Source organism: Corynebacterium sp. HMSC05C01 (assembly GCF_001807155.1).
Taxonomy (GTDB): Bacteria; Actinomycetota; Actinomycetes; order Mycobacteriales; family Mycobacteriaceae; genus Corynebacterium; species Corynebacterium coyleae.
This window is the reverse complement of the sequence record NZ_KV787956.1, coordinates 97943-123382: the sequence shown is the minus strand read 5'-3', so window position 1 is coordinate 123382 and position 25440 is coordinate 97943. Positions and strand designations below refer to the sequence as shown.

Below are 25440 nucleotides of genomic sequence, written 5' to 3'. Positions count from 1 at the left end.
ACACATTTGATTGCTGAGCTACGCGGCGCCGCCGTCGACCCGTTGTGGTCGGGCCTCGACCTGACCATTGAACGCAGCGAATTCATCGCGGTGCTCGGCCCCAATGGGGTGGGCAAATCCACCCTGTTGGGCACGTTCATGGGAACCCGCCGCCTCACGCACGGCTCGGCGGAAGTGCACGGCCGCATCGGGTTTATCCCGCAGCAACACATGTTCCCCAAAGACCTCCCCGTTCGCGGGCGTGACCTGGTCAAACTTGCAATGGGGAACCGTACAAAACCAGAAGACGTCGAGGCGCAGCTTGCCTCCGTCGGCGCGCAATCGTTTGCCGACCGCCGCGTCGGCATCCTCTCCGGTGGGCAGCAACAGCTCATCCGCCAAGCACAAGCCTTCGCGCAGGATCCGGAGCTTGTGCTTGCCGACGAACCCCTGCTCTCCCTCGACCCCGCCCGCGCACGCGATACTGTTGAGCGTTTAGCAGGGCACCCAGCTGCCGTAGTGTGCGTGACGCACTCCATCAACCCGGTGCTCGACGTGGTGGACCGAGTGCTCTACATCGGACCTGAGGGCCACGTCATCGGGCCCGTGGCCGAGGTAATGCGCTCGGAGGTGCTTAGCGAGCTCTACGGCACACGAGTAGACGTTGTGGAAGTAGACGGACGGATGGTGGTCCTGTGAGCACGTTTATCGCCGATACCTCGTACCTGCTTGGCCAGGACTTCGTCCAGACCACGCTCATCGCGTGTGCGTTTCTGGGCATCCTGTCCGGCGTGATGGCGCCGCTGATCGTGCTGCGCCAGATGTCGTTTTCGGTCCACGCCACCTCTGAGCTAGCACTCATGGGCTCGTCCGCCGCGCTGTTGTTCGGCCTCAACGTCGGATTCGGCGCGGTCGCGGGTGCGATCGTGGCGGCGCTGGTACTCGCTGCGCTGGGGCTGAAAGGCCAGCAAGATTCCGCCGTGGGCGTGGCGATGAGTTTCGGCATGGCCCTATCCGTGCTGTTTATCCACCTCTACCCCGGCAACTCCAACCGTGCGCTGGCACTTCTGACGGGCCAGATCGTGGGTGTGTCCGCCCAGAACGTGATGCTGTTGGCGGCAACCACGGTGCTGGTCGCCGTCGCGGTTGTCGTGTTGTGGCGCCCGCTACTGTTCGCCTCCGCGGATCCGGTGATGGCAGCCGCGTGCGGTGTCCCGGTACGCACGATGGCGCTGGTGTTCGCGGTGCTGGTCGGCATTGCCTCCGCACAGTCGGTACAGATCGTCGGCGCACTGCTGGTCATGTCGATGCTGATCACACCCGGCGCGGCCGCCGCCCAAGTCACCGCCAACCCGGTACGAGCGGTATGGCTGTCAATCCTGTTCGCCGAGGTTTCCGCGATCGGCGGCATGGTGCTCTCGCTCGCCCCTGGCGTGCCGGTGAGCGTGTTCGTGGCGTTTATCTCTTTCGGCATCTACCTCGTGTGCCGGGCGATCGCTTACCTGAAGGCGCGGTAGTCGGCAGGTTTTGCGCCAGCCTCGATGGCCTCAGCCGCCGCAGCGAGGAAGTCGCGGCGCACCTTCTTCTGCCCCAACTCACGCCCGGACACGGACAGGCGGATCGTGTTGCCTTTCTCCGCGCCGCGCCCGGCGGCCTTGATCACGTTTCGGCGCCACCACTTCGCGGCACCGTAGCCCTCACCCACCGACAGGTTGCGGGCCTGAGAAAACTCGCCACGTGCTAGGCGGTAGATCCCCTTCGTCGACGCCGCGACCACAAACCCGAACTCCCCCATCACCTCAAGCGTGCCCTCGGACATGCGCCAACGCGGCGGGGCAAACATGTCCAGGTCAAAGCCCAGCGCAGCCATCTGACGGGTCGCCCCCTTTAAGCGCAGCCGTGCTTCGTGGGCACCGAGGGTGGCAAATTCACTGCGCCTGCCCTGTACCGCCTGGTCGAACCCGTTGAGCAGCAGCGCGCGATCATCGCGCTGCTCTGCAAGCCAACCCCTGGTGGTGGTGTCTTTGGCCAGGTGCCAGGTGGCGTCGATATGCGGCGCCACAAGCAGCGACACCGGCACGCGTTCCTTATCCAGGTCGCGCACCATGCTTGTCACGTCGTCCAAGGTGGCGTCGAAGATGGACGAGATAGAGACAAGCAGGCTGCCGGGCATAGCCGGGATTATCGCACAGGTTCGTCGACTGCGCCCGACTTCACCAACGTCCACGCGTACTCAAACGCGGTCTGCTTCCACTTCGCGTAGCGGCCCGATACGCCGCCGTGTCCTGCGGACATTTCGGTCTTGAGCAGGATCTCGCCACCGGTGGCTACCTCGCGCAGTTTTGCCACCCACTTCGCGGGCTCTACGTAGAGCACACGAGTGTCGTTCAGGCTGGTAATCGCCAGAATGTCCGGGTAGTTCTGCGCCTTGACGTTCTCGTACGGGGCGTATGTAGCCATGTAGTCGTAGACGGTGACGTCGTGGTACGGGTCGCCCCATTCCTCCCACTCGCCGACGGTCAGCGGCAGTTCGGGTTTCAGGATGGAGGTCAGCGGGTCCACGAACGGCACGATCGCCTGGATGCCGGCGAACTTCTCCGGGGCCATGTTCGCCACCGCGCCCATCAGCAGGCCACCGGCGGAACCGCCTTCGGCGACCATCTGCTCGTGCGTGGTCAGCCCCTCGGCCACTACGGCGTCGGCACACGCGATGAAGTCGGTGAACGTGTTCACCTTGTGCAGCATCTTGCCGTTGTCGTACCAGCCGCGGCCCATCTCACCGCCGCCGCGCACGTGGGCGCACGCCCAGATCATGCCGCGATCCAGCAGCGACAGCCTCGCCACCGAGAAGCCAGGGTCCATCGACGCCTCATACGAGCCGTAGCCGTACAGCAAAAGCGGCGCAGGGCCTGTGACACCCTTGCGACGCACCACGGATACCGGCACCTTCGCGCCATCCTTCGCGGTGGCCCACACGCGGAAGGCCTCGTAGTCGTCGGCGTTGTAGCCGCCTTCGACTTCCTGTTCCTTCAGCAGCGTCATCTCACCGGTCGCCACCTCATAATCAACGACCTGCGACGGCTGCGTGTACGAGGAGTACACGATACGCACCACCGGCGCGTCCCACTCCGGGTTGCCGCCGAGGCTCGCGGTGTAGAGCTCCTCAGAGAACTCAAGCTCGGTGAACTCGCCGAAGCCATTGCTTAGCGACGACACCGCCAACCGCGGAATCCCTCCCCGGCGATACCCCATGAACATGAAGTCGCGGTACGTATCGATGCCCTCGATACGCATCGAATCGGAGTGCTCCACCAGCACGTCCAAATCGCGCAGCGCCGGCAACTCACCGACCGGCGTGGTGGCCACACAGAAGTTCGGCCCGTGGGCATTGTGGGTGATCACCCACTGCTCTTTACCGTCCACCACGCAGTAGTCCGGGTGGTACTCAATGCCGGACTCGCGCGGCCACAGCACCTCGAACTCACCGGTCGGGTTATCCAAATCCAGCACCCGGTACTCCGAGGTCAGCGAAGAGGACGTCACAATCATGAGGAACCGCTCGGCGCGGTCCGCTCCCACACCGACGCCGAATTTCTCGTCCGTCTCTTCGTAGATCAGCACGTCGTCTTCGGCCGGGGTGCCCACCTTGTGGCGCCAGACCTGGTGGGGGCGCCAAGCGTCGTCCACACGCACGTAGAACAGGTACTCTTCGCCGGCCCAGGTGGCGCCGTAGAAGATGTTGTCGAGGCAGTCGTCGAGAAGCTCGCCCGTCTCAAGGTTCTTAATGCGCAGCGTGAAGCGCTCGTCGCCTTCAGTGTCGTAGGAGTAGGCCAACAGACGACCGGTCGTGGCCACCGAGGAGGCACCCAGGGAGAAGAACTCGTGGCCTTCTGCCAGTTCGTTGATGTCCAGCAGAACCTGCTCGTCCGCCATGTGGTCGTTGACCTCGGGCGGTGTCCACGGCTCGTCACGCGTCGGCACACGGCAGGAAATGCCGTAGTTTTTGCCCTCAATGGTGCGGCCGTAGTACCACCAGTCGCCCTGGCGCTGCGGCACGGACATGTCCGTTTCCTTGATGCGGGACTTGATCTCGGCGTAGATGTCGTCGACAAGACCCGTCCAAGCGGCAGTCTTCGACTCCGTATAGGCGTTTTCCGCCTCGAGGTAACTGATTACCTCGGGGCTGTCCTTGTCCCGCAGCCACTCGTAGTCGTCGACAAAGTCGCGGCCGTGGAACGATCGTGTAATCGGGTGCTTCGCAGCTTTCGGAGCAGTCATACCCGGAGAGCCTACGCGTGCTCCCCCGGCCACTCAGAGAAGCGTCGGCCACTGAGGCGCTCGTAGGCCTCGATGTAACGGTCGCGGGTGGCTTCCACCACGGATCCGGGCAGTTCAGGCGGCTGCACACCATCGGCTGGGTCCCAACCGGACTTCGAGCTTGTCAGCCAGTTGCGCACGTACTGCTTGTCAAAGCTCGGCTGGACCACGCCCTCTTCGTAGCTGTCGGCTGGCCAGTAGCGGGAAGAATCCGGGGTGAGGACTTCGTCGGCAAGCACAAGCTCACCGTTTTCGTCCAAACCGAACTCAAACTTGGTGTCTGCCAGGATGATGCCCTTGGTCTCCGCGTACTCGGCGGCACGGGTGTAGACATCCAGCGTTGCCGCACGCAGGCGCTCAGCCAGGTCAGAACCAACCTTGTTGGCCACGAACTCAAAGGTGACGTTCTCGTCGTGGTCGCCCTGCTCCGCCTTGGTCGCCGGGGTGAAAATCGGCTCAGGCAACTTCGATGCCTCAGTTAGGCCCTCCGGCAGTTTCACGCCACAGACGCGGCCAGTGGCGTCGTATTCCTTCTTGCCAGAGCCGGTGAGGTAACCACGCGCAACGCACTCGAAGGGCACCATGTCGAGCTTCTTGACCACCATGGCGCGACCGAGGACCTCTTCGGGAATGCGCTCGTCGTCAATCGGCCCCGCAAGATGGTTCGGGACATCGCCGAGCAGGTCGAAGAAGAACATCGACGTTGCGGTGAGGATACGCCCCTTGTCCGGAATGGCCGGCTCGAGCGAGAAATCGAACGCCGAAATACGGTCGGATGCCACCATCAGCAGCGTGTTGTCATCGACTTCGTAAATTTCGCGGACCTTGCCGCCGGCGAGATGGGCATAATCAGAAAGCTCTGGACGCATGCGCGTTAGTATATTCCCCGTGATCAAACGCGCGACTGCAGTCCTACTCCCCCTCGTTTTGGCTGCGTGCGGCACCCCTTCGGAGTTCGCTGGCAACATGCCAGCGTTTGAACCAACCCGCGACGGCACCACATTGTCCTTCGGCGACACCGCCCGCGTGGTCACCGAGGATGTGAGCTTCCACGTCCCCGTGCAGTGGGACGTCACCGTCGGTGCCCCCAAAACGCGGCGCGCTCCACGCAGCGCCGAGCAGGCAAACATGCTCGTGTGCTTCCCAGTCACGTTCACCCCGGTTGCGGTGGGTGAGTTCCCCGTGGACGTCACCGTCACGCTGCCGAAGCTCACGCTTGTCGACGACACCCTCACCGCCAACACCGCCAACCCCGAATACTGCGGCGAAAGCACCATCACCGGCTACACCCCGGACCTCACCGGGACCCAGCACGGCTATGTGGCCTCCTGGTCCGGCACCGCAGACCGGGGTGTAGTAGGCACCGGCGTCGAGGTCAGCACCCGCGACGCGACGGTGACCTTTACTTCTTCCTAGAGGATGTCGCCCGGGGTGTAGTTCGCCGCCTCCGGGTGGGCATCCACAACCTTCTGGATGCGCGCAAGCACACGATCCACCTGCGCCTCGGCTGCACCGATGAACGCGTGGCGGTCCTCCAACGCTTCGTCCAACGCGGCCTTGTCCAACGGAAGGCGCTCGTCGTTAGCCAAGCGCTCCACCAGGTTCTGCTCTGCGCCGCGCTCGCGCATGTCCAGCGCCATAGCGACGGCGTTTTCCTTGATCACCTCGTGTGCGGTCTCACGGCCGACGCCGGCGCGCACCGACGCCATGAGGATGCGGGTGGTGGCAAGGAATGGCAGGTAGCGGTCCAGCTCGCGGTTGATCATGGCCGGGAACGCGCCGAACTCGTCGAGCACGGTCAGCATGGTTTCCAGCTGGCCGTCAATGGCGAAGAACGCGTCCGGCAGCGCCACGCGACGCACCACGGAGCAGAACACGTCGCCCTCGTTCCACTGCTGGCCAGCAAGGTCGCCAACCATGGTGAGGTAGCCACGCAGGATGACCTGGAAGCCGCCGACGCGCTCGCAGGAGCGTGCGTTCATCTTGTGCGGCATCGCCGAGGAACCAACCTGGCCTTCCTTGAAGCCCTCCGTGACCGTCTCGTTGCCGGCCATGAGGCGGATCGTGGTGGCCAGCGACGACGGGCCTGCACCCAACTGCACCAGCGAGGACACCACGTCGAAGTCGAGCGAGCGCGGGTACACCTGGCCCACCGAGTCAAAGACGCGGTCGAAGCCGAGGCCTTCGGCGATGCCCTGCTCGAGCTGTGCCAGCTTGGCCTCGTCGCCACCCATGAGATCCAGCATGTCCTGCGCGGTACCCATCGGGCCCTTGATGCCGCGAAGTGGGAGCCGATCCAGCAGTTCCTCAATGCGTTCGATGGCCACCAGGATCTCATCGGCAGCAGAGGCGAAACGCTTGCCCAGCGTGGTGGCCTGCGCCGCAACATTGTGGGAGCGTCCAGCCATGACCAGGGACTTGTACTCGCCAGCGCGGTTGCCCACCGCCTTGAGCAGCGCGACTGCCTTGTCGCGGGTCAGTTCCAGTGCCTTGCGGACCTGGAGCTGCTCCACATTTTCGGTCAGGTCGCGCGAGGTCATCCCCTTGTGGATCTCCTCGTGGCCCGCCAGCGCATTGAACTCCTCAATGCGTGCCTTCACGTCGTGGCGAGTGACCTTCTCGCGCTGCGCGATCGAGTCCAGGTCGACCTTGTCGATGACCTTCTCGTAGTCCTCGATAGCGCCCTCGGCGACCTCGACACCGAGTTCCTTTTGGGCCTTGAGCACTGCGATCCACAGTTGGCGCTCAAGGATGATCTTGTGCTCCGGAGCCCACAGGGTGGCCATCTCCGGGGAGGCGTAACGGTTGCTCAGAACATTGGAATTATTCGGTTTCACGGCATTTATCCTAGGGAAATAGCGCCTTCGATGGCGGGGCGGGCGATGTCTTTGCGGTAGAAGGATCCGGGCAGTTCGATGCCCTCAATGATGCGGTACGCGTTGTCCACGGCCTCCTTGAGCGTTGCGCCATTGCCGACGACGCCAAGCACACGGCCACCAGACGCCACATAATTGCCGTCCCCTTCCTTGGTGCCTGCGTGGAGGACCTTCGTCGGGTCATCGAGTGCGTCGCCGGTGATCACACCACCGGTCTTTGCGGACTGCGGGTAGCCCTCGGCAGCCAGCACCACCATGGCGGCGAACCCGTCACGCCACTGCAGCGGCTCGATCTCACTCAAGCGACCTTGTGCGACAGCCAGCAGCACGTCCGCCAGCGGGGTCTCCAACAACGACAGCACAGCCTGGGTTTCCGGGTCGCCGAAGCGGGCGTTGAACTCCACAACCGCCGGGCCTTCCGGGCCCCACGCGGCACCGATGTAGAGCAGGCCTTGGTACGGGATGCCACGGTTGACCATTTCGGTGGCTACGGGGCGGGCGATGTCGTCGACAAGCACCTGCACCCCATTCTCCGGCAACCACGGCAGCGGGGCATACGCACCCATGCCGCCGGTGTTCGGGCCCTCGTCGTTGTCGTAGGCCCGCTTGTGATCCTGAGCGGGCAACAGCGGCACGACCGTTTCGCCGTCGACGAGGCAGAACAGCGACACCTCCGGGCCTTCAAGGAAGGACTCGAACAACACCGGGTTGCCAGCTGCGATGACAGCCTCTGCGTGCGCCTTGGCTTCGGCGCGGTCCTCGGTGACCACAACACCCTTGCCGCCGGCAAGGCCGTCGTCTTTGACCACGTAGCGCGGGCCGTACTCGTCGAGGGCTGCCTCGATGGTGTCGGCGGATTCCACGCGGGTCGCCGTCGCCGTCTTCACACCAGCTGCCGCCATGACTTCCTTGGCAAACGCCTTCGAGCCCTCAAGCTGCGCGGCCGCCTTCGTTGGTCCGAAGACGGGGAAGCCGGCGTCGATCAACGCGTCGGCTGCACCCGCAACCAACGGCACCTCAGGTCCAATGACCACGAGTTCCGCGTCGATCTCACGGGCGAGCGACACAATATCTACTGGGGACGACACGTCGAGCGGACGCACCGTGGCCAGGCGGGACATACCCGCGTTACCCGGCGCGACAGTGAGCTCATTGCCGTGCATTGCATGGAGAAGGGCGTGTTCCCGGCCGCCCGAACCGATGACAAGGATGCGCATGCGATCCAACTTACCGGTAGCGTCGGAGACTATGAGCACTGTATTCAGCAAAATTATTGCAGGCGACATCCCGGGCCGAATTGTGTACCAGGACGACAAGGTCGCAGCCTTCCTCACCATCGAACCGGTCGCGTACGGCCACACGCTGGTCGTTCCCATCGAAGAGATTGACAAGTGGACCGACATCCCGGCGGACCTGTGGGCGCACATGAATGAGGTGGCGCAGAAGGTCGGACGGGTGATCGTCGATAAGTTTGATGCGCAGCGCGCGGGCTACCTCATCGCAGGATTCGAGGTCCCCCACGCCCACATCCACGTCTTCCCCGCCAACGACATGTCCGGCTACTCGCTGGCCAGCGCAATGCGTGCCGACGAAACCGACGCCGCCAAGATGGACGCCGCCGCCGACACCATCCGCGAAGGCATTAAGCAGCTGGAAGCGAAATAGTAAACGTCGAGCCCTCGCCCGGCGCCGTATCGACAACCACGGTGCCGCCGTGGGCCTCGATCAGCGACTTGGTAATCGCCAGCCCCAGACCCGAGCCTCCGCCCGAGCTGCGGTTGCGCGACGCATCCGCGCGGTAGAAGCGCTCGAAAATATGCTCGGCGTCCTTCTGTTCCATGCCGCAGCCATTATCCGCAATGTCGAGGACCACACGGTCCAGGTTGTGCCGGATCGTGATGGTCACCTCTGCATCCGGACCCGCGTGCTTAAAGGCGTTAGTGACCAAGTTGACCACTACCTGGCGCAGCCGGCCGGGATCCCCCACCACGACAGGGACGTCTGGGGTGTCCTTGACCACGTCCACCACCCGCTCTGGGTAGGCGGCGTGCATCGAGTCCTTCACCGAAAGCGCAAGCTCGAGCACATCCACCTCCTGCTTCTCCAGGCGGGAACCCTCCGCACGGGTTAGCGCCAGCAGGTCCTCGACGAGCAGCTGCATACGCGCGGACTCTTCATCGATCTTGCTCAGCACCATTTGCGGGTCATCCACCATGCCCTTGCGGTACAGCTCGGTGTATCCACGCACGCTGGTGAGCGGTGTACGCAGTTCGTGTGAAGCATCGCCAACGAAGCGGCGCATCTGCTCTTCCTGCGTTTTCGCATTTTCCAGCGATTCTTGCAAGCGGCTCACCATGGTGTTCATGGCAAACGACAGACTGCCCACTTCTGTCTCACGTGGCCAAGCGGGCACTCGCCTGTCGGTATCGCCTCCGGCGATCGCCAGAGCGGTGTTTTCCACAATCTTTAACGGAGCCAACGCACGTGCCACGAAGTAGTTACTTGCAATGCCAATGCCGACGAGCACCAGAGCCCCAACCAGCGCCTCAATCTGTGCCAGGGAGCGCAACATCCGGTACTCCGACTCCAGCGACTTCGCCACATACTGGACGGAGCCGTCGGACTGCTCCGTGGCAATGGCACGCCAGCGCTTCACAGTCGTCGTATTTGGGTCGCTGAGATCAGAAGTGATCGTGACCAACTGTCCGAAGTCAGTCGTTTTGATCTGGCTCCAATCTGGCGAGTTGACCTCCCCCGGGCGCGACACCATCACGCCCCGGTCCGGGTACAGCCTGGATTGGGTGAACTCACTCGGCAGGTTCCAAGGGTTGAACTGCCACACCGGCCCCTGGTGCGCCCACGTATCCAAGCCTTCCCGCAGCTGGTCGTCTGCACGGTCCAGCAGCAGGTTGCGCATGAGGAAGTAGATCAGCACGGAACTCAGTGTCGTACCGATCACGGAGATGACCATCACGGTGGTGACAAGTTGCCGCTTCAGTGGCTTCTTTGTCGGCCCCGTAAATAAGGAATACGCCATAACGTTGCGAAAGGCCTACTGGCGTGGGGTGCGCAGCACGTAACCGACACCACGGACCGTGTGGATCAGCGGCACATCGCCCGTGTCTACCTTGCGGCGCAGGTAGGAAATGTAGGACTCGACCACGTTGCCGTCGCCGCCGAAGTCGTAGTGCCACACGTTGTCCAGGATCTTCGCCTTGGACACGACCACCTCAGCGTTGAGCATCAGGTAGCGCAGCAGGTTGAACTCCGTCGGGGAGAGCTCGACGATCTCGCCGGCTTTGGTGACCTCGTGGGTGTCGTCGTTAAGCGTTAAGTCCGCATAACGCAAGGTGGAATCCTGGTTCGAATCGTCCACCACGTTGCCGCGCCGCAGGATCACACGCAGGCGCGTGATCACCTCTTCGAGCGAGAACGGCTTGGTCACGTAATCATCCGCGCCAATGGTCAGGCCGTGGATACGGTCCTCCACGGCATCCTTTGCTGTCAGGAACAGCACCGGACTGTCAAGTCCTTCTGCTCGTAGCTTGCTGAGCAGCTCAAAGCCGTCCATCTCCGGCATCATCACGTCCAGGATGTACGCATCCGGGCGGGAGGTGCGCGCCAGCTCGAGGGCTTCCGCACCAGAGTTGGCGGTCTCCACATCAAAACCCTGGAACTTCAGAGACACCGTCAACAGTTCGACGATGTTCGGCTCATCATCAACAACCAGCACCTTGAGGTTCTGCGAGTCAGCCATGGTTTGTGTTCTCCTTAATTTTTGCGGCAATCATGCACTTGCCACGATTAAACAACACAACGCTGTACGTCGCCTGTGTACTTGCTGCCCAAGGTTGAGCAAGTCGATCTTTGTTCGCCAAAGAAAATGCCCCCTCGCCGATACGTATCGACGAGGGGACCCACGAGCTGGAGACGAGACTTGAACTCGCAACCTACGCATTACAAGTGCGTTGCGCTACCGATTGCGCCACTCCAGCAACGCGCTAGATCTTACACATAGCCCATGGTCGCGCGAAAACCGCCAAGCCGATAGTGTGGCCTGTGTGGAAAAGAGATTGTGGGGAAAGCTCAGAGGTTCGCGCCAACGCTTAGCGACGATCGACGCTGCCCGCACCTCTCCTCCCCCATCCGTCCTCGCCCCGATCAACCTGACCGACCCGACAGAGGTCGCCGCGGTGATGAACATCGCCGCCCGCATCGGCGAGATCCTCATCGCAAACGCAACAACATCTGCGGATGCGATCAAGCAGATCCACACCGTGTGTTCGTCGTACGGCCTGCACTACGTGCACGTATCCATCACGGTGAACACGATTACGTTGAACACCATCATCGGTGTGGACCACCGCACCCCAGTCAACGTGTTCCGCGTGGTCACCATGATCAGCGAGAACTACCACAAACTGCAGGAAGTGGACCGCCTGATCCGCTCGATCCGCTCAGGCGCAACACCGCCTGAGATAGCGGAGAAGATTCTCGACGAGATCGACAACGCCCCCATCCCCTACCGCAACACCCGCAACTTGGCCGGCTGGACTGTGATGGGTTTCTTCGTCGCCATGCTGCTCGGCGGCGATTTGCTGCTCATGTTCTTCGGCGGCCTGACCGCGTTTCTCATCATGGGGTTTTCCAAGTTGCTCTCCCGTGGCGGGTTGCCCGGGTTTTTTCACAATGTGATTGGTGGGTTCGTCGCCACGCTGCCCGCTGCAATCGCCTATGACTTTTCCGCCTCGATCGGGCACACGATCAACCCCAGTCAGCTGATCGCAACAGGCATCATCGTCCTGCTTGCAGGTTTGACGCTGGTGCAATCGCTTCTCGACGGCGTCACCGGCTCCATGGTCAACGCCTCCGCCCGCTTCTTCCAAGCCATGTTGGGCACCGGCGGCATCGTCGCAGGCGTCGCCGCTGGCGTGCAGGTTTCCGAGCTGGTCGGGATGCCACTGCCACCAGTCGAGGTGCTCCCAGCTGATGCGGCGTACAACAACGTGTGGCTGACCACCTTCGGTGGTGCGATGGCGGCCGCTGCCTTTGCGGTGTGTTGCTTTGCGGAACGAGCCGCTGTGCTGCTGTCCTTCGTCACCGCAGCGACAGGTTCATTCATCTTCTACATCGTGCTCACTCCGCTCGGCGCTGGCCGACTGTTGGCTATCGCGGCGTGTGCGGTCGCCGTCGGCTTGGCCGGCGGTCTCATTTCCCGTCGCTTCCTGATCAACCCGGTGATCACTGCTGTCGCCGGCGTGACCCCGTTCCTGCCCGGTTCGTGGATCTACCGCGGCATGTACGCACTGATGAACGAGCAGCTCCTGCTCGGCATGATGAACCTACTGACCGCGATCGGCACCTGCCTCGCCCTAGCCGGCGGTGTGGTGTTCGGCGAGTGGCTGGCCCGCCGCATCCGTGCCCCACAGCTCTACGTGCCGTACGAGGCGTTTAGGCGCGCTGGCCGGCTGACTTTCCAGCAGATTCGTCGGGTACGGCGCCGTCGTTAAGCAGGTGGCGTAGAATGATGGGGCTTTAGCTGTCGTTCTTGCAAGGAGGAACCCCCAAGTGCCACCTAAGATCACCGATTCGCGCCCCACCGCCGAACAAACGCATGCCGTTGAGGAGCAAACTGCGTCGGGCGCCCGTCGGATCGTGGCCACTTACGCTGAGGACTTCCTGGACGGCGTAACGCTCATGTCCATGCTGGGTGTCACCCCGCAGGGCTTCGTGTACAAGCGCTACGTCGAGGACCTGGAGCAAGCAGCGGAAGAGGAAGCGCCGAAGAAGGCCACCAAGAAGAAGGCCACGAAGAAGAAGGCGTCCAAGAAGAAGGCCACCAAGAAGAAGGCGACGAAGAAAAAGTCCACCAAGAAGGCAGTGAAGAAGGCTGCCAAGAAGACTGCTAAAAAGTCGACGAAGAAGACCGCCAAGAAGGCCTAATGGGTAGCAACGAGTTCCTCGTCGTGGCCAACCGCCTGCCTGTAGACAAGGTGGGCGACCATTACGAGGTCTCCCCTGGCGGTTTAGTCGCAGCCCTCGCACCGGTACTGCGCTCCCGTGGGGGCTGCTGGGTGGGATGGCCTGGCGATACCAGCGCAGAACTCGAACCGTTTGAGTTCAACGGCATCTCGCTGGTCCCCGTGTGCTTGGACCAGGACGACTTCGAGGGCTTCTACGAGGGCTTTTCCAACTCCACATTGTGGCCGCTGTACCACGACCTCATCGTCACCCCCGAGTACAGGCAGGAGTGGTGGGAGCGCTACGTCGCCGTCAACGAAAAGTTTGCGCGGGCGACCGCCAAAGCCGCTGGCAAAAACGCCACGGTGTGGGTGCAGGACTACCAGCTTCAGCTCGTACCGGGGATGCTGCGCGAACTACGCCCCGACTTAACCATCGGCTTCTTCCTGCACATCCCGTTCCCGGCTCCGGCGCTGTTCCAGCAGTTGCCGTGGCGCGACGAGATCCTCTCCGGCCTGTCCGGCTGCGACCTGATCGGTTTTCAGCGCACCACGGACGAAGAGAACTTCCGCCTGCTCACCACCGATATTCGTACTGGCACCTTCCCCATTTCTATTGATGCGGATGAGGTGCAGGCGGCGACGGAGTCGTCGATACGCACACTGCGCAATTCGCTCGGCAACCCGAAGCACGTGCTGCTGGGCGTGGATCGGATGGATTACACCAAGGGCATCCTGCAGCGACTGCTGGCGGTCGAGGAACTGCTGGAGGAAGGCGAACTCGACGATATTGCCGTGGTGCAGTTGGCTACGCCGTCGCGTGAACGCATCGAGCACTACCGCAAGACCCGCACGGAAGTTGAGCAGGCGATCGGGCGTATCAACGGCCGCTTCGGCCAGGTCGGCCGCCCGGTCGTGCATTACATCCACCGCGGAGTGCCCAAAAACAAGCTGGGTACCTTTTATGCGGCGGCCGACATCATGCTGGTCACGCCGTTTAAGGACGGCATGAACCTCGTGGCCAAAGAATACGTCGCCGCACACCCGAAGGGCGACGGCGCGCTTGTGCTTTCCGAGTTCGCAGGCGCTGCAGTCGAACTCAACCAGGCCTACCTGTGCAACCCGTTCGACCTGGGGTCCGTCAAGGCCGCGATTGTGGCCGCAACCGACCCCGACCCGGCACGCATGCGGGCGATGCACGACTGGGTCATGGAACACGACGTGACCCGCTGGGCGCAGGACTTCTTGGAGGCGTTGTGAAGCGCGCGCTGCTGCTCGCCCCGGTGATGCTGCTCGCGGCGTGTTCGAGCCCGCAGCAGTGGCACGTCGTTGGCGTGTACACCGACCCAGAGGCGCCCGTCGCGCGCAATACCGGCGGCGCATCCGTCACCTTTTCGGGTTCGTCGTTTTCCGGTACCACCGGCTGCGCTGAAGTGTCCGGCGAGTTTGAAGGCGACGACACTGTGCGCCTCCACGACGTGACGGTCGGCGACCCGGGCGACTGCTCCGGCTGGGCCCGCCACATGCACGACCAGTTGGCGCCACTGCTTCACGACGACTCCGAGTTCACCGTCACCCGCCCAACCGACACCGACCTTGTGCTCACCCTGCTCAGTGACGCCGTGGATGCCCCGGCCGTTAAACTGCGCACATGGTGATTGCTCAGGCAGAAACGTTGTTGGTGTGCCTCGACTTCGACGGCACGCTTGCTGAACTCAACCCCGACCCCTACGCGGTCACAATGCATCCGGCGGCCGAGGACGCGATCCGTCGCCTTGCTGCTCTCCCCGGCACCGAGGTTGCAATCCTGTCCGGCCGCCACCTCGACGGTCTGCGCCAGGTCCTGCCTTCCGGCCTCAATGTCACCCTCGTCGGCTCCCACGGTGCCGAGCCCGGGCCCACGCTTGACGACGACTCCCGCGCCCACCTCGTCGACATCGAACGCCAACTGCGCGACATCGCCATGCCGCCCGCCTATGTGGAGGTGAAGCCGTATCAGCGGGTGTTGCACGTGGCGCCGGTCGCGGATAAGCAGGCGGCCCAGGACATGCTCGACGCCGCCGCGGCCCTGCCCGCCCGAAAGATCACACTGGGACACAATGTGGTGGAGTTTTCGGCCGTGGATATCACGAAGGGCACCTGGCTCGCCGAATACAAACGTGACTTCGCCGCCACCCTGTTCGCGGGTGACGACGACACCGACGAAACCGCCATCGCCGCCCTCGGCCCCACCGACCTGGCGGTAAAGGTCGGCGACAAACCCTCGCTGGCGTCGCGTCGCGTCGCAGATGTTGACGCCATGGCTGAGCTCTTGGCGGAACTCGCCGACGAAAGGGAAGCATGGAACGCCTCTCGCTAGAGCACCAGGGACGCACTCGCACCTGGACCGCCGTCGAAGGCGACCCCGACACGCTCCTGCTGGTGCTGCACGGCTCGCGCCAATCCGGCAACGTGATGCGCAACTTCACGGATCGCACCTTTGAAGCCCTCGGCGCGACCGTGGCCTACCCGGACGGTGTGGAGCACCACTTCAACGACCTGCGCACCGGTTTCAACGAGTCGGCACGCCGCCTGAACATCGACGACGTCGGATTCCTACGGAAGGTCATCGCACACCACGCCCCGCGTCGCGTGATCGGCATCGGCTTTTCCAACGGCGGCCAAATGGTCATGCGCCTCCTTTTCGACGCCCCCGGCCTCCTCGACGGCGCCGCCACCTTCGGCGCCTCCATGCCCGTCGAATCCAACACGTGTGTTGGCACTTCCGATTATCAGCCCACCCCGCTCGTTTCCGTCCAAGGCACCGCCGACCCGCTCGTCCCCTACAACGGCGGCGAAGCCGGGATCGGCGGCAACAACCGTGGCCAGACCCGTTCCGCAATCAACTCTGCGCAGTTCTTTGCGGAACTCAACTCGTGTGGGTGGCGGGGGTCGTCGACAAGCGGTGCCCTGCGTATCGACGACTGGCACGGCCCCGCCCCCGTCCGCCTCATCACCATCGACGGCTTCGGCCACATGGTGCCGGTAGCCAAACCGCTCGACCCGCGGCTTGGGCCCGGCACCGACGACATCACCGGCGGTGAGGTTATTCAGCGATTCTTCTTTGACGAGCGAACTCGCTAAGCACCACGCCCGCCGCCACCGACGCGTTGAGGGACTCCACCCAATCCGTCATCGGCACCGACATGATCACGTCGCAGTTCTCGCGCACCAGGCGTGAAATGCCCTTGCCTTCGGAGCCAACCACGATCACTACCGGGCCCGTGGCCTGGTCAAACGTGTCCAGGGTGTGCTCGCCGCCCGCATCCAGGCCGACGACCGTGTAGCCGTTGTCCTGGAACTTCTTCACCGTGCGAGTCACGTTGGTCACGCGCGCCACCGGCAACTGCGCCGCCGTACCCGCCGACGTCCGCCACGCCACACCCGTGACCTGCGCCGAACGCCGTTCCGGGATGATCACGCCGTTACCACCGAACGCCGCAGTCGAACGAATCACCGCACCAAGATTGCGCGGATCCGTAATGTTGTCCAGCACCACAAACATGCCGGGGCCATCCACCGACTCCAGCAGGTCATCCAGGTCAGCGTACTTGTACGGCTGGATCTTCAGTCCGATGCCCTGGTGCAGGCCGTTACCGGTCATCGCATCCAACTGCTGACGCGGCACTTCCTGCACCGGAATGTTCTTGCTGTTCGCCAGCGCAACGGCCTCGCTCAGACGATCATCGTGGCCGGTGCCCTGCGCGACGAACAACGCCTCCGACGGCACCTTCGCCTTCAGACACTCAATGACCGGGTTGCGGCCCACCACCAGATCCGCCACCTCACGATCGTGCCGGCCCTGCGCGCGGCGCTTCTGCTCCAACTTGCGCTTATGCGCCGCGTGGTAGACGCGATCCTCAGCCTTCGGCGTCGCACCCTTGCCCTTCAGTCCACGGCGACGCTGCCCGCCAGAGCCCTTCGTCGGACCCTTTTTGTTCTTCTTCTGTACGTCACGACGCTGATACGGTTTCGCCATCGTCTACTCCTTTACCTGCCACTGCGGCCCCTCGGCCGTGTCGGTCACTTCAATTCCCGCACGCGCCAACCGGTCGCGCACCTCGTCCGCCGTGGCCCAATCCTTCTCCGCACGCGCGGTCGCACGGCGTTCCAGTTCAGCTTCCACCAGCACGTCTAATGCCTTGCTATTGCCATTGCTTGACGACGACGGCCACGCCCCCGGATCAACACCCAACACCGCCGCCATCGCACGCACCTGCGCCGCGATCGGGGCCGGATCGGCTGCCTTATTGCCCTCGCGCACAAGGTTGTGGATTTCTGCGAGGGCTTTCGGGACGGCGAAGTCGTCGCTAAGCGCCTGCTCAAATGCCTCAGTCCACGTCGACGGCTCCGGCATACCAGCGCGCTTCACAAACTCCTCAATGCGCCTAAAGCCGGCCGCAGCTTCCTTGAGCGCCTCCGGCGAATACTCCAACACGCTGCGGTAATGCGCCGACCCGAGGTAGTAACGCAACTCCACCGGGCGCACCTCCTCCAGCATGTTGTCAATGGAGAGCACATTGCCCAGGCTCTTCGACATCTTCTCGCCAGCCATGGTCACCCAGTGGTTGTGCATCCAGTACTGCGCGAAATCATCGCCCGCCGCATGCGACTGCGCCTGCTCGTTCTCGTGGTGCGGGAACTGCAGGTCAAGGCCACCACCGTGGATGTCAAACGTGCCACCCAGGTACCACGTGGACATCGCCGAGCACTCCAAGTGCCACCCCGGACGCCCATCGCCCCACGGGGTCGGCCAACTCGGCTCACCCGGCTTCGCCGCCTTCCACAACGCGAAATCACGTGCGCCACGCTTGCCCGCGTTCGACGTCTCCCCCTGCTCCATCTCCTCAACCTTGTTGCCGGAAATCGAGCCGTAATCGCCGCCCGCCTTCACCCAAGCGTCGACGTCGAAGTACACCGAACCGTCCGCTGCATAGGCGTAGCCGTTATCAATCAGGCGCTGCATGTAATCGACCATCTGCGTCACATGCCCAGTCGCCCGCGGCTCCACCGACGGCGGCAACACACCAAGCGTGTCGTACGCACGGGTGAACTCACGCTCGTACGTGGACACCCACTCCCACCAGGGGCGATTGTGTTCGTCTGCCTTGGCGAGAATCTTGTCGTCAATATCCGTAACGTTGCGCACAAACGCGACGTCGTTGCCCTTCGCCGCAAACCAGCGACGAACAATATCGAACGCAACACCCGAACGCAGGTGGCCAATATGCGGCTTCGCCTGCGGAGTGGCGCCACACAGATAAATCGAAACGTGGCCAGGATTCACCGGCTCGAAGTCTCGCAGCGTGCGGGTCTTGGTGTCGAAAATACGTTGATTCACGCCGTTTATCCTACGTTGCCGTTCAATTCCACCAACGCAGTGGCAATCGCCGCCCGGCCCTCACCCGAACCAGTGAACCCCATGTGGTCCGTCGTCGTCGCCGACACCGATACCGGAGCACCCAAAGCCTGCGACAACACCCGCTCTGCCTCCTCACGCACCGGGCCCATCTTCGGGGTCTGCCCAATCATTTGTGCAGAAACATTGACGACGGTGTGGCCGTGGTCGTCTACAAGCGCACGGAGCTCCTCGAGCAACTGCACCCCTCGGACCCCGTCATACTCCGGGCGGCCGACCCCGACGAACGAGCCGAGATCCCCAAGGCCCGCCGCCGACAGCACCGCGTCCACGATCGCGTGGCTGACAACATCGCCATCTGAATGACCTTCGCAACCATCCTGGCCCTCGTGCAGAATTCCGGCGATCCAGCACTCCTTCCCGGCCTGGATCTGATGGGCATCGAAGGCAGTACCAACTCGCAGATTCGTCATGGACTGAACACTACCCACTCCGGGGACGCCGAGTCGCATTCTTCGAAGCCCTCGCGCTCCAGTTCGAGGTCGCGCAGGTGTCTCTTCAGCGAGGCGAGGAGTTCCGGCGTAATCTCCGGCATCTTCTCCGGCGCATACTCGAACTTGCGGCCAAACTTATCCTCCAGCGTGGTGATCGTTTCCACGCAGGCTTCCCAGTCGTAGTCCTTTTCGTACTGCTCCACCGCCGAGTGACACCGGGCGTTGAACTCCGCACTGTCGCGGCGCCGCTTCCGACGCTGTTCCAGAGTGGACTTCCACCGCGGGTTTTCACCTTCGGCGAGATACTCGACGATCAAGCCGTCGGGTTCGCTGACCTGGAAGGTGCCGTCATCGAAAAGCCAGACGACTTCGCCCGTGACGTGATCGACCACATAGGTAGCGCGGCGGTCCGTCTTGATGTTGTGGTGACGCTGGCACAGACAGAACAGGTTCGACGGCGTCGTTTTGCCGCCGTTGCCGTAGGGAATGCGGTGGTCGAGCTGGCAGCGCTTCGCGGCAACGTTGCAACCCGGCCAACGGCAGGTACCGTCGCGGGTTTGCACGAACGCCTTCATTGCTTCGGTGGGCACATAGGCGTCAGTCTCGGCATGTTCAGCCTCGTCGAGGTCGATGACCTTCACCTTGGCGGTTTCTTTGAGCGCGTCGATGACTTCCGTGCCGTCTGCCCCCGACCAGCCGAAGCCGGGAACGAAGTAGCCGGCGCCTGGGGTCTTCGGCGAAAACACGTGCAGCACCAACTGAATCGACGAGTGCTGCTGGCCGGTGAGGATCATCTGCAGCGCATCGTCACGACTGAGCTTGTGTTCCTTCGCGACGGCACCGACATACATATCCATCAGGCCAATCGTTGCCGAGTCGCCAGAGATATTCAGACCGGCGTCCCCGTCGTCTTGGCCATAGAACACGCCTTGGCAGGTGCCGAATGGCGCATCTTTTGCTTTCTTGCGAGCTTTCGTTTTCTTCGGGCTTGGTGCCAACTTCGCATCGACTTGCTTAATCCGATCACGCAGGCGGCGCTTTAGCGACGTCGCCGATGGCAACTCCATCCCGGCGGAACGCGGCGTGAACACCTTGACTAGGTAGTCGTCGAACTCAGCCAACACTTCGGGTGTGGCGAGATCGTTCAACCGGTTTAGCACGGTCTCGATTGCGCTAAGGCGCGTGATATCTAGCCGTCGCATATCAGCCTGCATTTGGCGTAGTTTCGGCAGGTCTGCCAAGACGCTATACCCAAGAATTCCGCTTTCAGCCCAGCTCACGGTACGGCCGGCGGCGCTTGCGATGCGCTGGCTTACCAGTTCGAAGTCGTCGATAATCGCACCGGGCTCAGCGTAAGCGTGAAAGATACTGTATTCCGCGTCTCGCATCGCTTGACCTGCAACACTGACCTGGTCGCCCTGACGTTCTGTTGCGAAGTATCCGGTAGACATTGTCCCCCCTTTCGATCTTTCAATCGAACATACATGCCACCACCGCGACAATGCAAGGGTTTTTCGAAACTTTTTAGATAATTCGTTCGAACACTCTAGCTAGTTGCCGGGGATCTCGAACACGGTCGGCTCGGCCTCATCGGTAATGCTTTTCGCCAGGCGAAGATCGATCGGGGTGGTAATCTTGAACGCCATCGGATCGCCCTGAACAGTGGTGACGGGGGCGCCGTACCACTCCATTAGAGACGCGTCATCAGTTGCCACGAACTCGGGCGACTGCTCAAGGTAAGCACGGTTGGCGGCACGCAATTGGCGCAGGTCAAAGCCTTGCGGTGTCTGTGCGGCCCGCAAACGGCTGCGGTCCAGCGTCGCCTCCACCGCATCCACCGCACCCCCACTGACCTGTTTAATGGTGTCCGCGACAGGTACAACCGGCACCACCGCGGGCGCGCCATCGAGCACGGCACGGGCCACGCGGGCAATCATGCCGGGAGGGGTGAGGGCGCGGGCGGCGTCGTGGACGAGCACGCAGGCGTCGTCAAGCGAAATTGCTTCGAGCGCTGCGTAGATGGAGTCCGCGCGCTCCGCACCGCCATGCACAAACTGCACGTCGTGCCCCCGCAGGCACTGACGGGCGTGCTCCTCCATGGCAGGGCTGATGACGACGACCACCTGGTCCACAATCTCGGAGGTTTCCATCGCGGTGACGGAACGCTCCAAAAGCGTGCGCCCGCGCAACGGGACGTACGCCTTTGGCACCTCAGCGCCCAGCCGGGTGCCCTGACCTGCTGCGGCAACAACCGCTACGACACGGCGGTCCAAGGGCTCGTCTTACTCGTCGTCGAAAGAAAGCTCGTCGAGGTCAACATCATCTTCGGCGTCAATATCGCCCGGCGCCTCGGAGATACCGGCCTTGACCTGCTCGTCGATAATCTTCTGGATCTCGGCTTCCATCTCCTCGACCTTCTTCTCATCGACGGGCTCTGCAAGCGCGAGCTCACCGACGAGAATCTGGCGGGCCTTGCCAAGCATGCGCTTCTCACCAGCAGAAAGACCCTTTCCCTGGTCACGGCGCCACAGGTCACGTACAACCTCGGCCACCTTATTAATGTCGCCGGAGGCAAGGCGCTCCTGGTTCGCCTTGTAGCGACGAGACCAGTTGCCGGCCTCCTCAACATCCGTCTCACGCAGCACGGAGAACACCTTCTGCAGGCCCTCCTCGTTGACTACGTCACGCACACCGACAAGCTCGGAGTTCTTTACGGGCACGCGAACCTCAAGGTCTGAGTGGAGAATCTGCAGCACCAAGAAGTCCAGCTTCTCGCCGCGCATCTCACGCTCTTCGATGTCGGCGATACGCGCCGCGCCGTGGTGCGGGTAAACGACCACTTCTCCGACCTTGAATTCCATAAACGCTCCTTGGTGCTCCCGGCGAAGTTTTGACCCCACAACCCTACCACCGCCTTCAAAGCTCCGAATAGGGGATAAAATGGGAAAAGTTGCTGTCTAGGCGCTAAAGTATTCCAGAGAATAACCTTCGAAACCGTTTGACTATGGAGGACCCCACGTGAAGTCCCTGAAGCAGGTAGCCGTTATCGCTGCCGCTGGCTGCGCATCCTTGGCCCTTGTTGGCTGCTCCGCTGGCCAGATTACTCAGACCTCGAACCAGGTCGCTGCTGTGGATGGTGCCAGCGCCGCAACCGAGAACGGCGAAGTTGCTGTGCAGGATGTCACCGTCGTCTTGGCTGAGGACGGCAAGGCTGCCCTCAAGTTCACCGCGACGAACCAGGACACCTCCATGACGGATCACACGTTGAAGTCCGTCACCGCTGGTGGCAACACCGTCAAGATCGCAAACAACAACACGATTAAGTACAACTGCGTGTTGGTTGCTGATTCCGCCGAGGGCCTCGAGCGCCTGCCGCAGGATGACGCGAACTGCATCAGCTACACCGCTACCTCGCTGGCTAACGACGATTTCGCGTACGGCGGCAACGTCCCGGTCACGTTCAACTTTGACACCGGCTCCATCGACGTTGTGGCTACCGTGTCTGCACCGCACCTCGTTTCGGGCCAGGTTGACCGCGAGACTGGCGCGAAGCACTAAGAGCTTTTCGCTTATCGACGAACACATGCCGCTGGGTTAACCAGCGGCCTTTTCATTTTCGAACACTTTTCGAACACTTGCAGGCTCCGTGTCGTGTGCGTGTTATACGGTGTCGCACATGGCTAAGAAACCTCGCGTGATCCACACGTGCTCCGAATGCGGCTACTCTTCCCCGAAGTGGCTCGGTCGCTGCCCTGAGTGCGGGTCGTGGGGCACGTTGCAAGAAGAAGCGCCGGCTGCGGTTTCCGTAGGTCCGGTGAAGACGTCTGCGCTGACACCGACGTCGCCCGCGACCCCGATCACGAAGGTGAACGCGACTGCGACGCGCACGTTGCCCTCTGGCATCCGGGAACTCGACCGGGTGTTGGGTTCCGGTGTCGTGCCGGGGTCGGTGGTGCTGATGGCCGGTGAGCCGGGCGTGGGTAAATCGACGCTGTTGCTTGAGGTGGCATCCCGGTGGGCGGCGATGGATGGCCGCAAGGCGCTATACGTGACTGCTGAGGAATCTGCAGGCCAGGTCCGTGCCCGTGCTGAACGCACCGATGCGTTGAAAGACACGCTGTACTTGGCGGCGGAGTCGAACCTCGACGTGGTGTTTGGCCACGTCCAGCAGGTCAACCCCTCGTTGCTCATTGTGGATTCGGTGCAGACCATGCACGCCGCGGGTGTGGAAGGTGTTGCGGGTGGGGTGGCACAGTCCCGCGCAGTAACGGCTGCGCTGACCACACTGGCGAAGACGACGAACCTGCCGATCATCCTGGTGGGGCATGTGACTAAGGACGGCAACGTGGCCGGCCCGCGCGTGCTCGAGCACCTGGTGGATGTGGTGTTGAACTTTGAGGGTGACAGGCAGTCGTCGTTACGCATGCTGCGTGGCATGAAGAATCGCTTCGGGGCGACGGACGAGGTGGGGTGCTTCGAGCAGACCGCTGGTGGCATCCGGGAGGTACCGGACCCATCGGGGCTGTTCCTCTCTCACCGTGGGAAGACTCCGGACGGTTCTGCGGTCACGGTGGCGATGGATGGCGTCCGGCCGATGCTGGCGGAAGTCCAGGCACTTACCGTCGATCCGGTGAATAAGAGCCCGCGACGCGTGGTCACGGGCTTGGATTTCAACAGGGTGCCGATGGTGCTCGCTGTCCTGCAGGCACGCTGCGGGCAGCGCACGAATGACAAGGACGCGTACGTAGCAACCGTTGGCGGTGTGAAGATCACCGAAACAGCAACGGATCTTGCGGTCGCGCTGGCTACATGGTCGAGCCTGCACGAAACACCGCTGCCGCCGAAGACTGTGGTCATCGGCGAAGTGGGCCTCGCGGGTGAACTACGAAGGGTGCCTAACCTCGGACGCCGCCTGCAGGAGGCGGCGAGGTTGGGATACGAAAACGCGATCGTGCCCAGCGGAGAACTCGAACCGGTCGAGGGAATGCGGGTCAGTCAGGTCTCTACGCTCGGGGAGGCGATCGCGCTGTTAGCTAAATAACTACAAGAAACTAGGTGATGTTGAAGGGGGCTGCTTCCGAAGCATTGTCGCCGATGACCGTGTGCAGGAAGTAGGACCCCGGCTCGATCGCGGGACGGTCATCACACTTACCCGGCTGAGATACGGTGCCGGACCAGCGAGCCTGGTAGCCCTGCTTCTCCCCCGCCTTGTAGGTCTGGGTGCCGGACACGACGGGCTGGTAGCAGTCGGTGTCTGCCCACATGCGCTCGTTGGTACGCATGTCGTACACCTCGAAGCGCAGGATGTTCTCGTCAAGGTCGATGACGCAGTCGGTGTCGGTCGGGTTTTCCACTTCCATGTAGAACACCGGCTCGGTGCCTGCGGCGTAGGACGGCTGGTTCGGCAACGCCTTGATCCGTAGGTCCTTGAGTTCGCATGCGCCAGTGCGGGCCGGTGCGGCCTCGACACTGGAAGGTTCCTCGGACGGGGATGCGGACGCAGTCTCAGACGTAGATTCCTCAGGCGCGGCGACGGTCGGCTCGGTAGCCACGGTCGGGTTCACGGTTTGCTCGGTGGAGGTTTCGGTTGCCCCATCCGATCCGGATCCGCCGCTGCGGGCCATGGCGGAAAGCGCCCAGACCAGCAACGCCACAACCACGAGGAGGATGACGAGGGCCGCGACGCGGCGACGCATGTAGATCTCCGGGGGCAATGGGCGCTGGTTCGACATGCTTATAACTTAATCGCCGAAGTTTTCGTAGGTGGTCTCGACACGGCCGTCCGAAAGACGGTAACGCGCGCCAACCACACCGATGCTGCGCTTGCTCAAGCCAGCAACGACGGCGGGGATGCGGGCGACCAAGTGCTCGGCGCCGTGGCGGGCGTGGGCTTGCTCGACCTGTTCGCCGCGCTTTTCGGCCTCGACGATGGATGGGGCGATCTTCTCCACGAACAGGCGGGTCAGGCCATGCGGGATCTCGCCGGACTCGAACGCCTGGACTGCGGAGCCGACAGCGCCACACTTTTCGTGGGACAGGAACAGCACGAGGTCTACGCCGAGGCCGTCGACGGCGAACTCGACGGATGCGGAGACCGCTGAGTCGACGCAGCCGCCGGCGGTGCGGATGACGAAGATGTCGCCGAAGCCGGCGTCGAAAAGCAGCTCGACGGGCACGCGCGAGTCAGAACAACCGATGACACATACGGCTGGGTTCTGGCCGGAGGTGAGCTGCTGGAGTGTTTCGGCGTCGCGGTGCGGGGCGACGGTGTTGCCGGTGGCGAATCGCTCGTTGCCTGCGCGAAGCAGGTCCCACACTTCGCGCGGGGAGGTAGCGGCCTGGAGCTCTGTTGCATTAGTCATACCGGCTATTGTGGCACGCATTGTGCAGAATATTCGCCCAAATCAGATAGTTGA

Annotated in this window: 27 protein-coding genes and 1 tRNA gene; 12 read left to right on the top strand and 16 right to left on the bottom strand. The window is 62.7% G+C overall.

Going from position 1 to position 25440, the window contains the following annotated elements:
• Nucleotides 1–6: 6 nt before the first annotated feature.
• A complete protein-coding gene (locus HMPREF3145_RS06920) occupies nucleotides 7–678 on the top strand; it encodes a metal ABC transporter ATP-binding protein (RefSeq protein WP_070422517.1) in 672 nt (223 codons plus the stop codon).
• Nucleotides 675–1496 (top strand): metal ABC transporter permease, encoded by an 822-nt coding sequence (locus HMPREF3145_RS06915; protein WP_070422516.1) that lies wholly within the window; start codon nucleotides 675–677, stop codon nucleotides 1494–1496. Before HMPREF3145_RS06920 ends, HMPREF3145_RS06915 begins: the two co-directional genes overlap by 4 nt.
• Here HMPREF3145_RS06915 and HMPREF3145_RS06910 read toward each other — a convergent pair.
• From HMPREF3145_RS06910 to HMPREF3145_RS06900, 3 genes are read right to left on the bottom strand one after another with little or no spacing between them, the layout of a single operon-like run.
• A complete protein-coding gene (locus tag HMPREF3145_RS06910) occupies nucleotides 1478–2152 on the bottom strand; it encodes a DUF2334 domain-containing protein (RefSeq protein WP_070422515.1) in 675 nt (224 codons plus the stop codon). The genes HMPREF3145_RS06915 and HMPREF3145_RS06910 overlap by 19 nt on opposite strands.
• Before the next feature lie 8 nt (nucleotides 2153–2160).
• The gene (locus HMPREF3145_RS06905) at nucleotides 2161–4257 is read right to left on the bottom strand and encodes a S9 family peptidase (RefSeq protein WP_070422514.1); all 2097 of its coding nucleotides are present in this window, start codon (nucleotides 4255–4257) and stop codon (nucleotides 2161–2163) included.
• A gap of 11 nt (nucleotides 4258–4268) precedes the next feature.
• On the bottom strand, nucleotides 4269–5165 hold the full coding sequence (locus HMPREF3145_RS06900; protein ID WP_070422513.1) for a phosphoribosylaminoimidazolesuccinocarboxamide synthase: 897 nt from the start codon (nucleotides 5163–5165) through the stop codon (nucleotides 4269–4271).
• Between the two features lie 19 nt (nucleotides 5166–5184).
• Between HMPREF3145_RS06900 and HMPREF3145_RS06895 the strand changes: the two genes are divergently transcribed.
• On the top strand, nucleotides 5185–5712 hold the full coding sequence (locus HMPREF3145_RS06895; protein ID WP_070422512.1) for a hypothetical protein: 528 nt from the start codon (nucleotides 5185–5187) through the stop codon (nucleotides 5710–5712).
• Here HMPREF3145_RS06895 and purB read toward each other — a convergent pair.
• Nucleotides 5709–7142 carry an adenylosuccinate lyase gene (gene purB / locus HMPREF3145_RS06890; protein WP_371325698.1) on the bottom strand — a complete coding sequence of 478 codons (1434 nt, stop codon included), beginning with the start codon at nucleotides 7140–7142 and terminating at the stop codon, nucleotides 5709–5711. The two genes, HMPREF3145_RS06895 and purB, sit on opposite strands and share 4 nt — an antisense overlap.
• A complete protein-coding gene (gene purD / locus HMPREF3145_RS06885; RefSeq protein ID WP_070422511.1) occupies nucleotides 7139–8389 on the bottom strand; it encodes a phosphoribosylamine--glycine ligase in 1251 nt (416 codons plus the stop codon). The genes purB and purD overlap by 4 nt, the downstream gene beginning before the upstream one ends.
• Before the next feature lie 31 nt (nucleotides 8390–8420).
• Here purD and HMPREF3145_RS06880 point away from each other — a divergent pair, with 31 nt between their 5' ends.
• Nucleotides 8421–8837, top strand: coding sequence for an HIT family protein (locus HMPREF3145_RS06880; RefSeq protein ID WP_070422510.1), 417 nt, complete (start codon nucleotides 8421–8423; stop codon nucleotides 8835–8837).
• On the opposite strand, the gene HMPREF3145_RS06875 is transcribed toward HMPREF3145_RS06880, so the two are convergent.
• From HMPREF3145_RS06875 to HMPREF3145_RS06865, 3 genes are all read right to left on the bottom strand, one after another.
• Nucleotides 8815–10209 (bottom strand): sensor histidine kinase, encoded by a 1395-nt coding sequence (locus tag HMPREF3145_RS06875; protein WP_070422509.1) that lies wholly within the window; start codon nucleotides 10207–10209, stop codon nucleotides 8815–8817. The genes HMPREF3145_RS06880 and HMPREF3145_RS06875 overlap by 23 nt on opposite strands.
• 15 nt (nucleotides 10210–10224) lie before the next feature.
• On the bottom strand, nucleotides 10225–10929 hold the full coding sequence (locus HMPREF3145_RS06870) for a response regulator transcription factor (protein WP_070422508.1): 705 nt from the start codon (nucleotides 10927–10929) through the stop codon (nucleotides 10225–10227).
• Nucleotides 10930–11094: 165 nt separating this feature from the next.
• Nucleotides 11095–11167: transfer RNA gene (locus HMPREF3145_RS06865), tRNA-Thr, on the bottom strand.
• Between the two features lie 66 nt (nucleotides 11168–11233).
• Here HMPREF3145_RS06865 and HMPREF3145_RS06860 point away from each other — a divergent pair.
• From HMPREF3145_RS06860 to HMPREF3145_RS06835, 6 genes are read left to right on the top strand one after another with little or no spacing between them, the layout of a single operon-like run.
• Nucleotides 11234–12682 (top strand): threonine/serine exporter ThrE, encoded by a 1449-nt coding sequence (locus HMPREF3145_RS06860; RefSeq protein WP_246817532.1) that lies wholly within the window; start codon nucleotides 11234–11236, stop codon nucleotides 12680–12682.
• Between the two features lie 58 nt (nucleotides 12683–12740).
• Nucleotides 12741–13115: a hypothetical protein gene (locus tag HMPREF3145_RS06855; protein ID WP_070422506.1), complete on the top strand. Its 375-nt coding sequence runs from the start codon at nucleotides 12741–12743 to the stop codon at nucleotides 13113–13115.
• Nucleotides 13115–14392: an alpha,alpha-trehalose-phosphate synthase (UDP-forming) gene (locus HMPREF3145_RS06850; RefSeq protein ID WP_070422505.1), complete on the top strand. Its 1278-nt coding sequence runs from the start codon at nucleotides 13115–13117 to the stop codon at nucleotides 14390–14392. The genes HMPREF3145_RS06855 and HMPREF3145_RS06850 overlap by 1 nt, the downstream gene beginning before the upstream one ends.
• A complete protein-coding gene (locus HMPREF3145_RS06845; protein WP_070422504.1) occupies nucleotides 14389–14790 on the top strand; it encodes a YajG family lipoprotein in 402 nt (133 codons plus the stop codon). The genes HMPREF3145_RS06850 and HMPREF3145_RS06845 overlap by 4 nt, the downstream gene beginning before the upstream one ends.
• Nucleotides 14784–15491, top strand: coding sequence for a trehalose-phosphatase (locus HMPREF3145_RS06840; protein WP_070422503.1), 708 nt, complete (start codon nucleotides 14784–14786; stop codon nucleotides 15489–15491). The genes HMPREF3145_RS06845 and HMPREF3145_RS06840 overlap by 7 nt, the downstream gene beginning before the upstream one ends.
• Nucleotides 15473–16255 (top strand): CE1 family esterase, encoded by a 783-nt coding sequence (locus HMPREF3145_RS06835; protein ID WP_070422502.1) that lies wholly within the window; start codon nucleotides 15473–15475, stop codon nucleotides 16253–16255. Before HMPREF3145_RS06840 ends, HMPREF3145_RS06835 begins: the two co-directional genes overlap by 19 nt.
• Here HMPREF3145_RS06835 and rlmB read toward each other — a convergent pair.
• From rlmB to HMPREF3145_RS06805, 6 genes are all read right to left on the bottom strand, one after another.
• Entirely contained in the window at nucleotides 16218–17150 is a 933-nt protein-coding gene (gene rlmB / locus HMPREF3145_RS06830) for a 23S rRNA (guanosine(2251)-2'-O)-methyltransferase RlmB (protein ID WP_070422501.1), read from the bottom strand. The genes HMPREF3145_RS06835 and rlmB overlap by 38 nt on opposite strands.
• A 3-nt stretch (nucleotides 17151–17153) precedes the next feature.
• The gene (gene cysS / locus HMPREF3145_RS06825; protein ID WP_083279433.1) at nucleotides 17154–18512 is read right to left on the bottom strand and encodes a cysteine--tRNA ligase; all 1359 of its coding nucleotides are present in this window, start codon (nucleotides 18510–18512) and stop codon (nucleotides 17154–17156) included.
• A 5-nt stretch (nucleotides 18513–18517) separates the two neighbouring features.
• Nucleotides 18518–19003 carry a 2-C-methyl-D-erythritol 2,4-cyclodiphosphate synthase gene (gene ispF, locus HMPREF3145_RS06820; protein ID WP_070422499.1) on the bottom strand — a complete coding sequence of 162 codons (486 nt, stop codon included), beginning with the start codon at nucleotides 19001–19003 and terminating at the stop codon, nucleotides 18518–18520.
• Entirely contained in the window at nucleotides 19000–20475 is a 1476-nt protein-coding gene (locus HMPREF3145_RS06815) for an HNH endonuclease signature motif containing protein (RefSeq protein ID WP_070422498.1), read from the bottom strand. Before HMPREF3145_RS06815 ends, ispF begins: the two co-directional genes overlap by 4 nt.
• A gap of 99 nt (nucleotides 20476–20574) precedes the next feature.
• Nucleotides 20575–21297: a 2-C-methyl-D-erythritol 4-phosphate cytidylyltransferase gene (ispD, locus tag HMPREF3145_RS06810; protein WP_070422497.1), complete on the bottom strand. Its 723-nt coding sequence runs from the start codon at nucleotides 21295–21297 to the stop codon at nucleotides 20575–20577.
• A gap of 9 nt (nucleotides 21298–21306) precedes the next feature.
• The gene (locus tag HMPREF3145_RS06805; RefSeq protein ID WP_070422496.1) at nucleotides 21307–21885 is read right to left on the bottom strand and encodes a CarD family transcriptional regulator; all 579 of its coding nucleotides are present in this window, start codon (nucleotides 21883–21885) and stop codon (nucleotides 21307–21309) included.
• 157 nt (nucleotides 21886–22042) lie between these two features.
• Here HMPREF3145_RS06805 and HMPREF3145_RS06800 point away from each other — a divergent pair, with 157 nt between their 5' ends.
• Nucleotides 22043–22582, top strand: coding sequence for a hypothetical protein (locus HMPREF3145_RS06800; protein ID WP_070422495.1), 540 nt, complete (start codon nucleotides 22043–22045; stop codon nucleotides 22580–22582).
• A gap of 118 nt (nucleotides 22583–22700) precedes the next feature.
• On the top strand, nucleotides 22701–24065 hold the full coding sequence (gene radA / locus HMPREF3145_RS06795) for a DNA repair protein RadA (RefSeq protein ID WP_070422494.1): 1365 nt from the start codon (nucleotides 22701–22703) through the stop codon (nucleotides 24063–24065).
• A gap of 10 nt (nucleotides 24066–24075) precedes the next feature.
• Here radA and HMPREF3145_RS06790 read toward each other — a convergent pair whose 3' ends face one another.
• Together HMPREF3145_RS06790 and HMPREF3145_RS06785 are read right to left on the bottom strand one after the other, a co-directional pair.
• Nucleotides 24076–24756, bottom strand: coding sequence for a hypothetical protein (locus HMPREF3145_RS06790; RefSeq protein WP_070422493.1), 681 nt, complete (start codon nucleotides 24754–24756; stop codon nucleotides 24076–24078).
• Between the two features lie 9 nt (nucleotides 24757–24765).
• Entirely contained in the window at nucleotides 24766–25386 is a 621-nt protein-coding gene (locus HMPREF3145_RS06785; RefSeq protein ID WP_070422492.1) for a carbonic anhydrase, read from the bottom strand.
• Nucleotides 25387–25440: the final 54 nt, after the last annotated feature.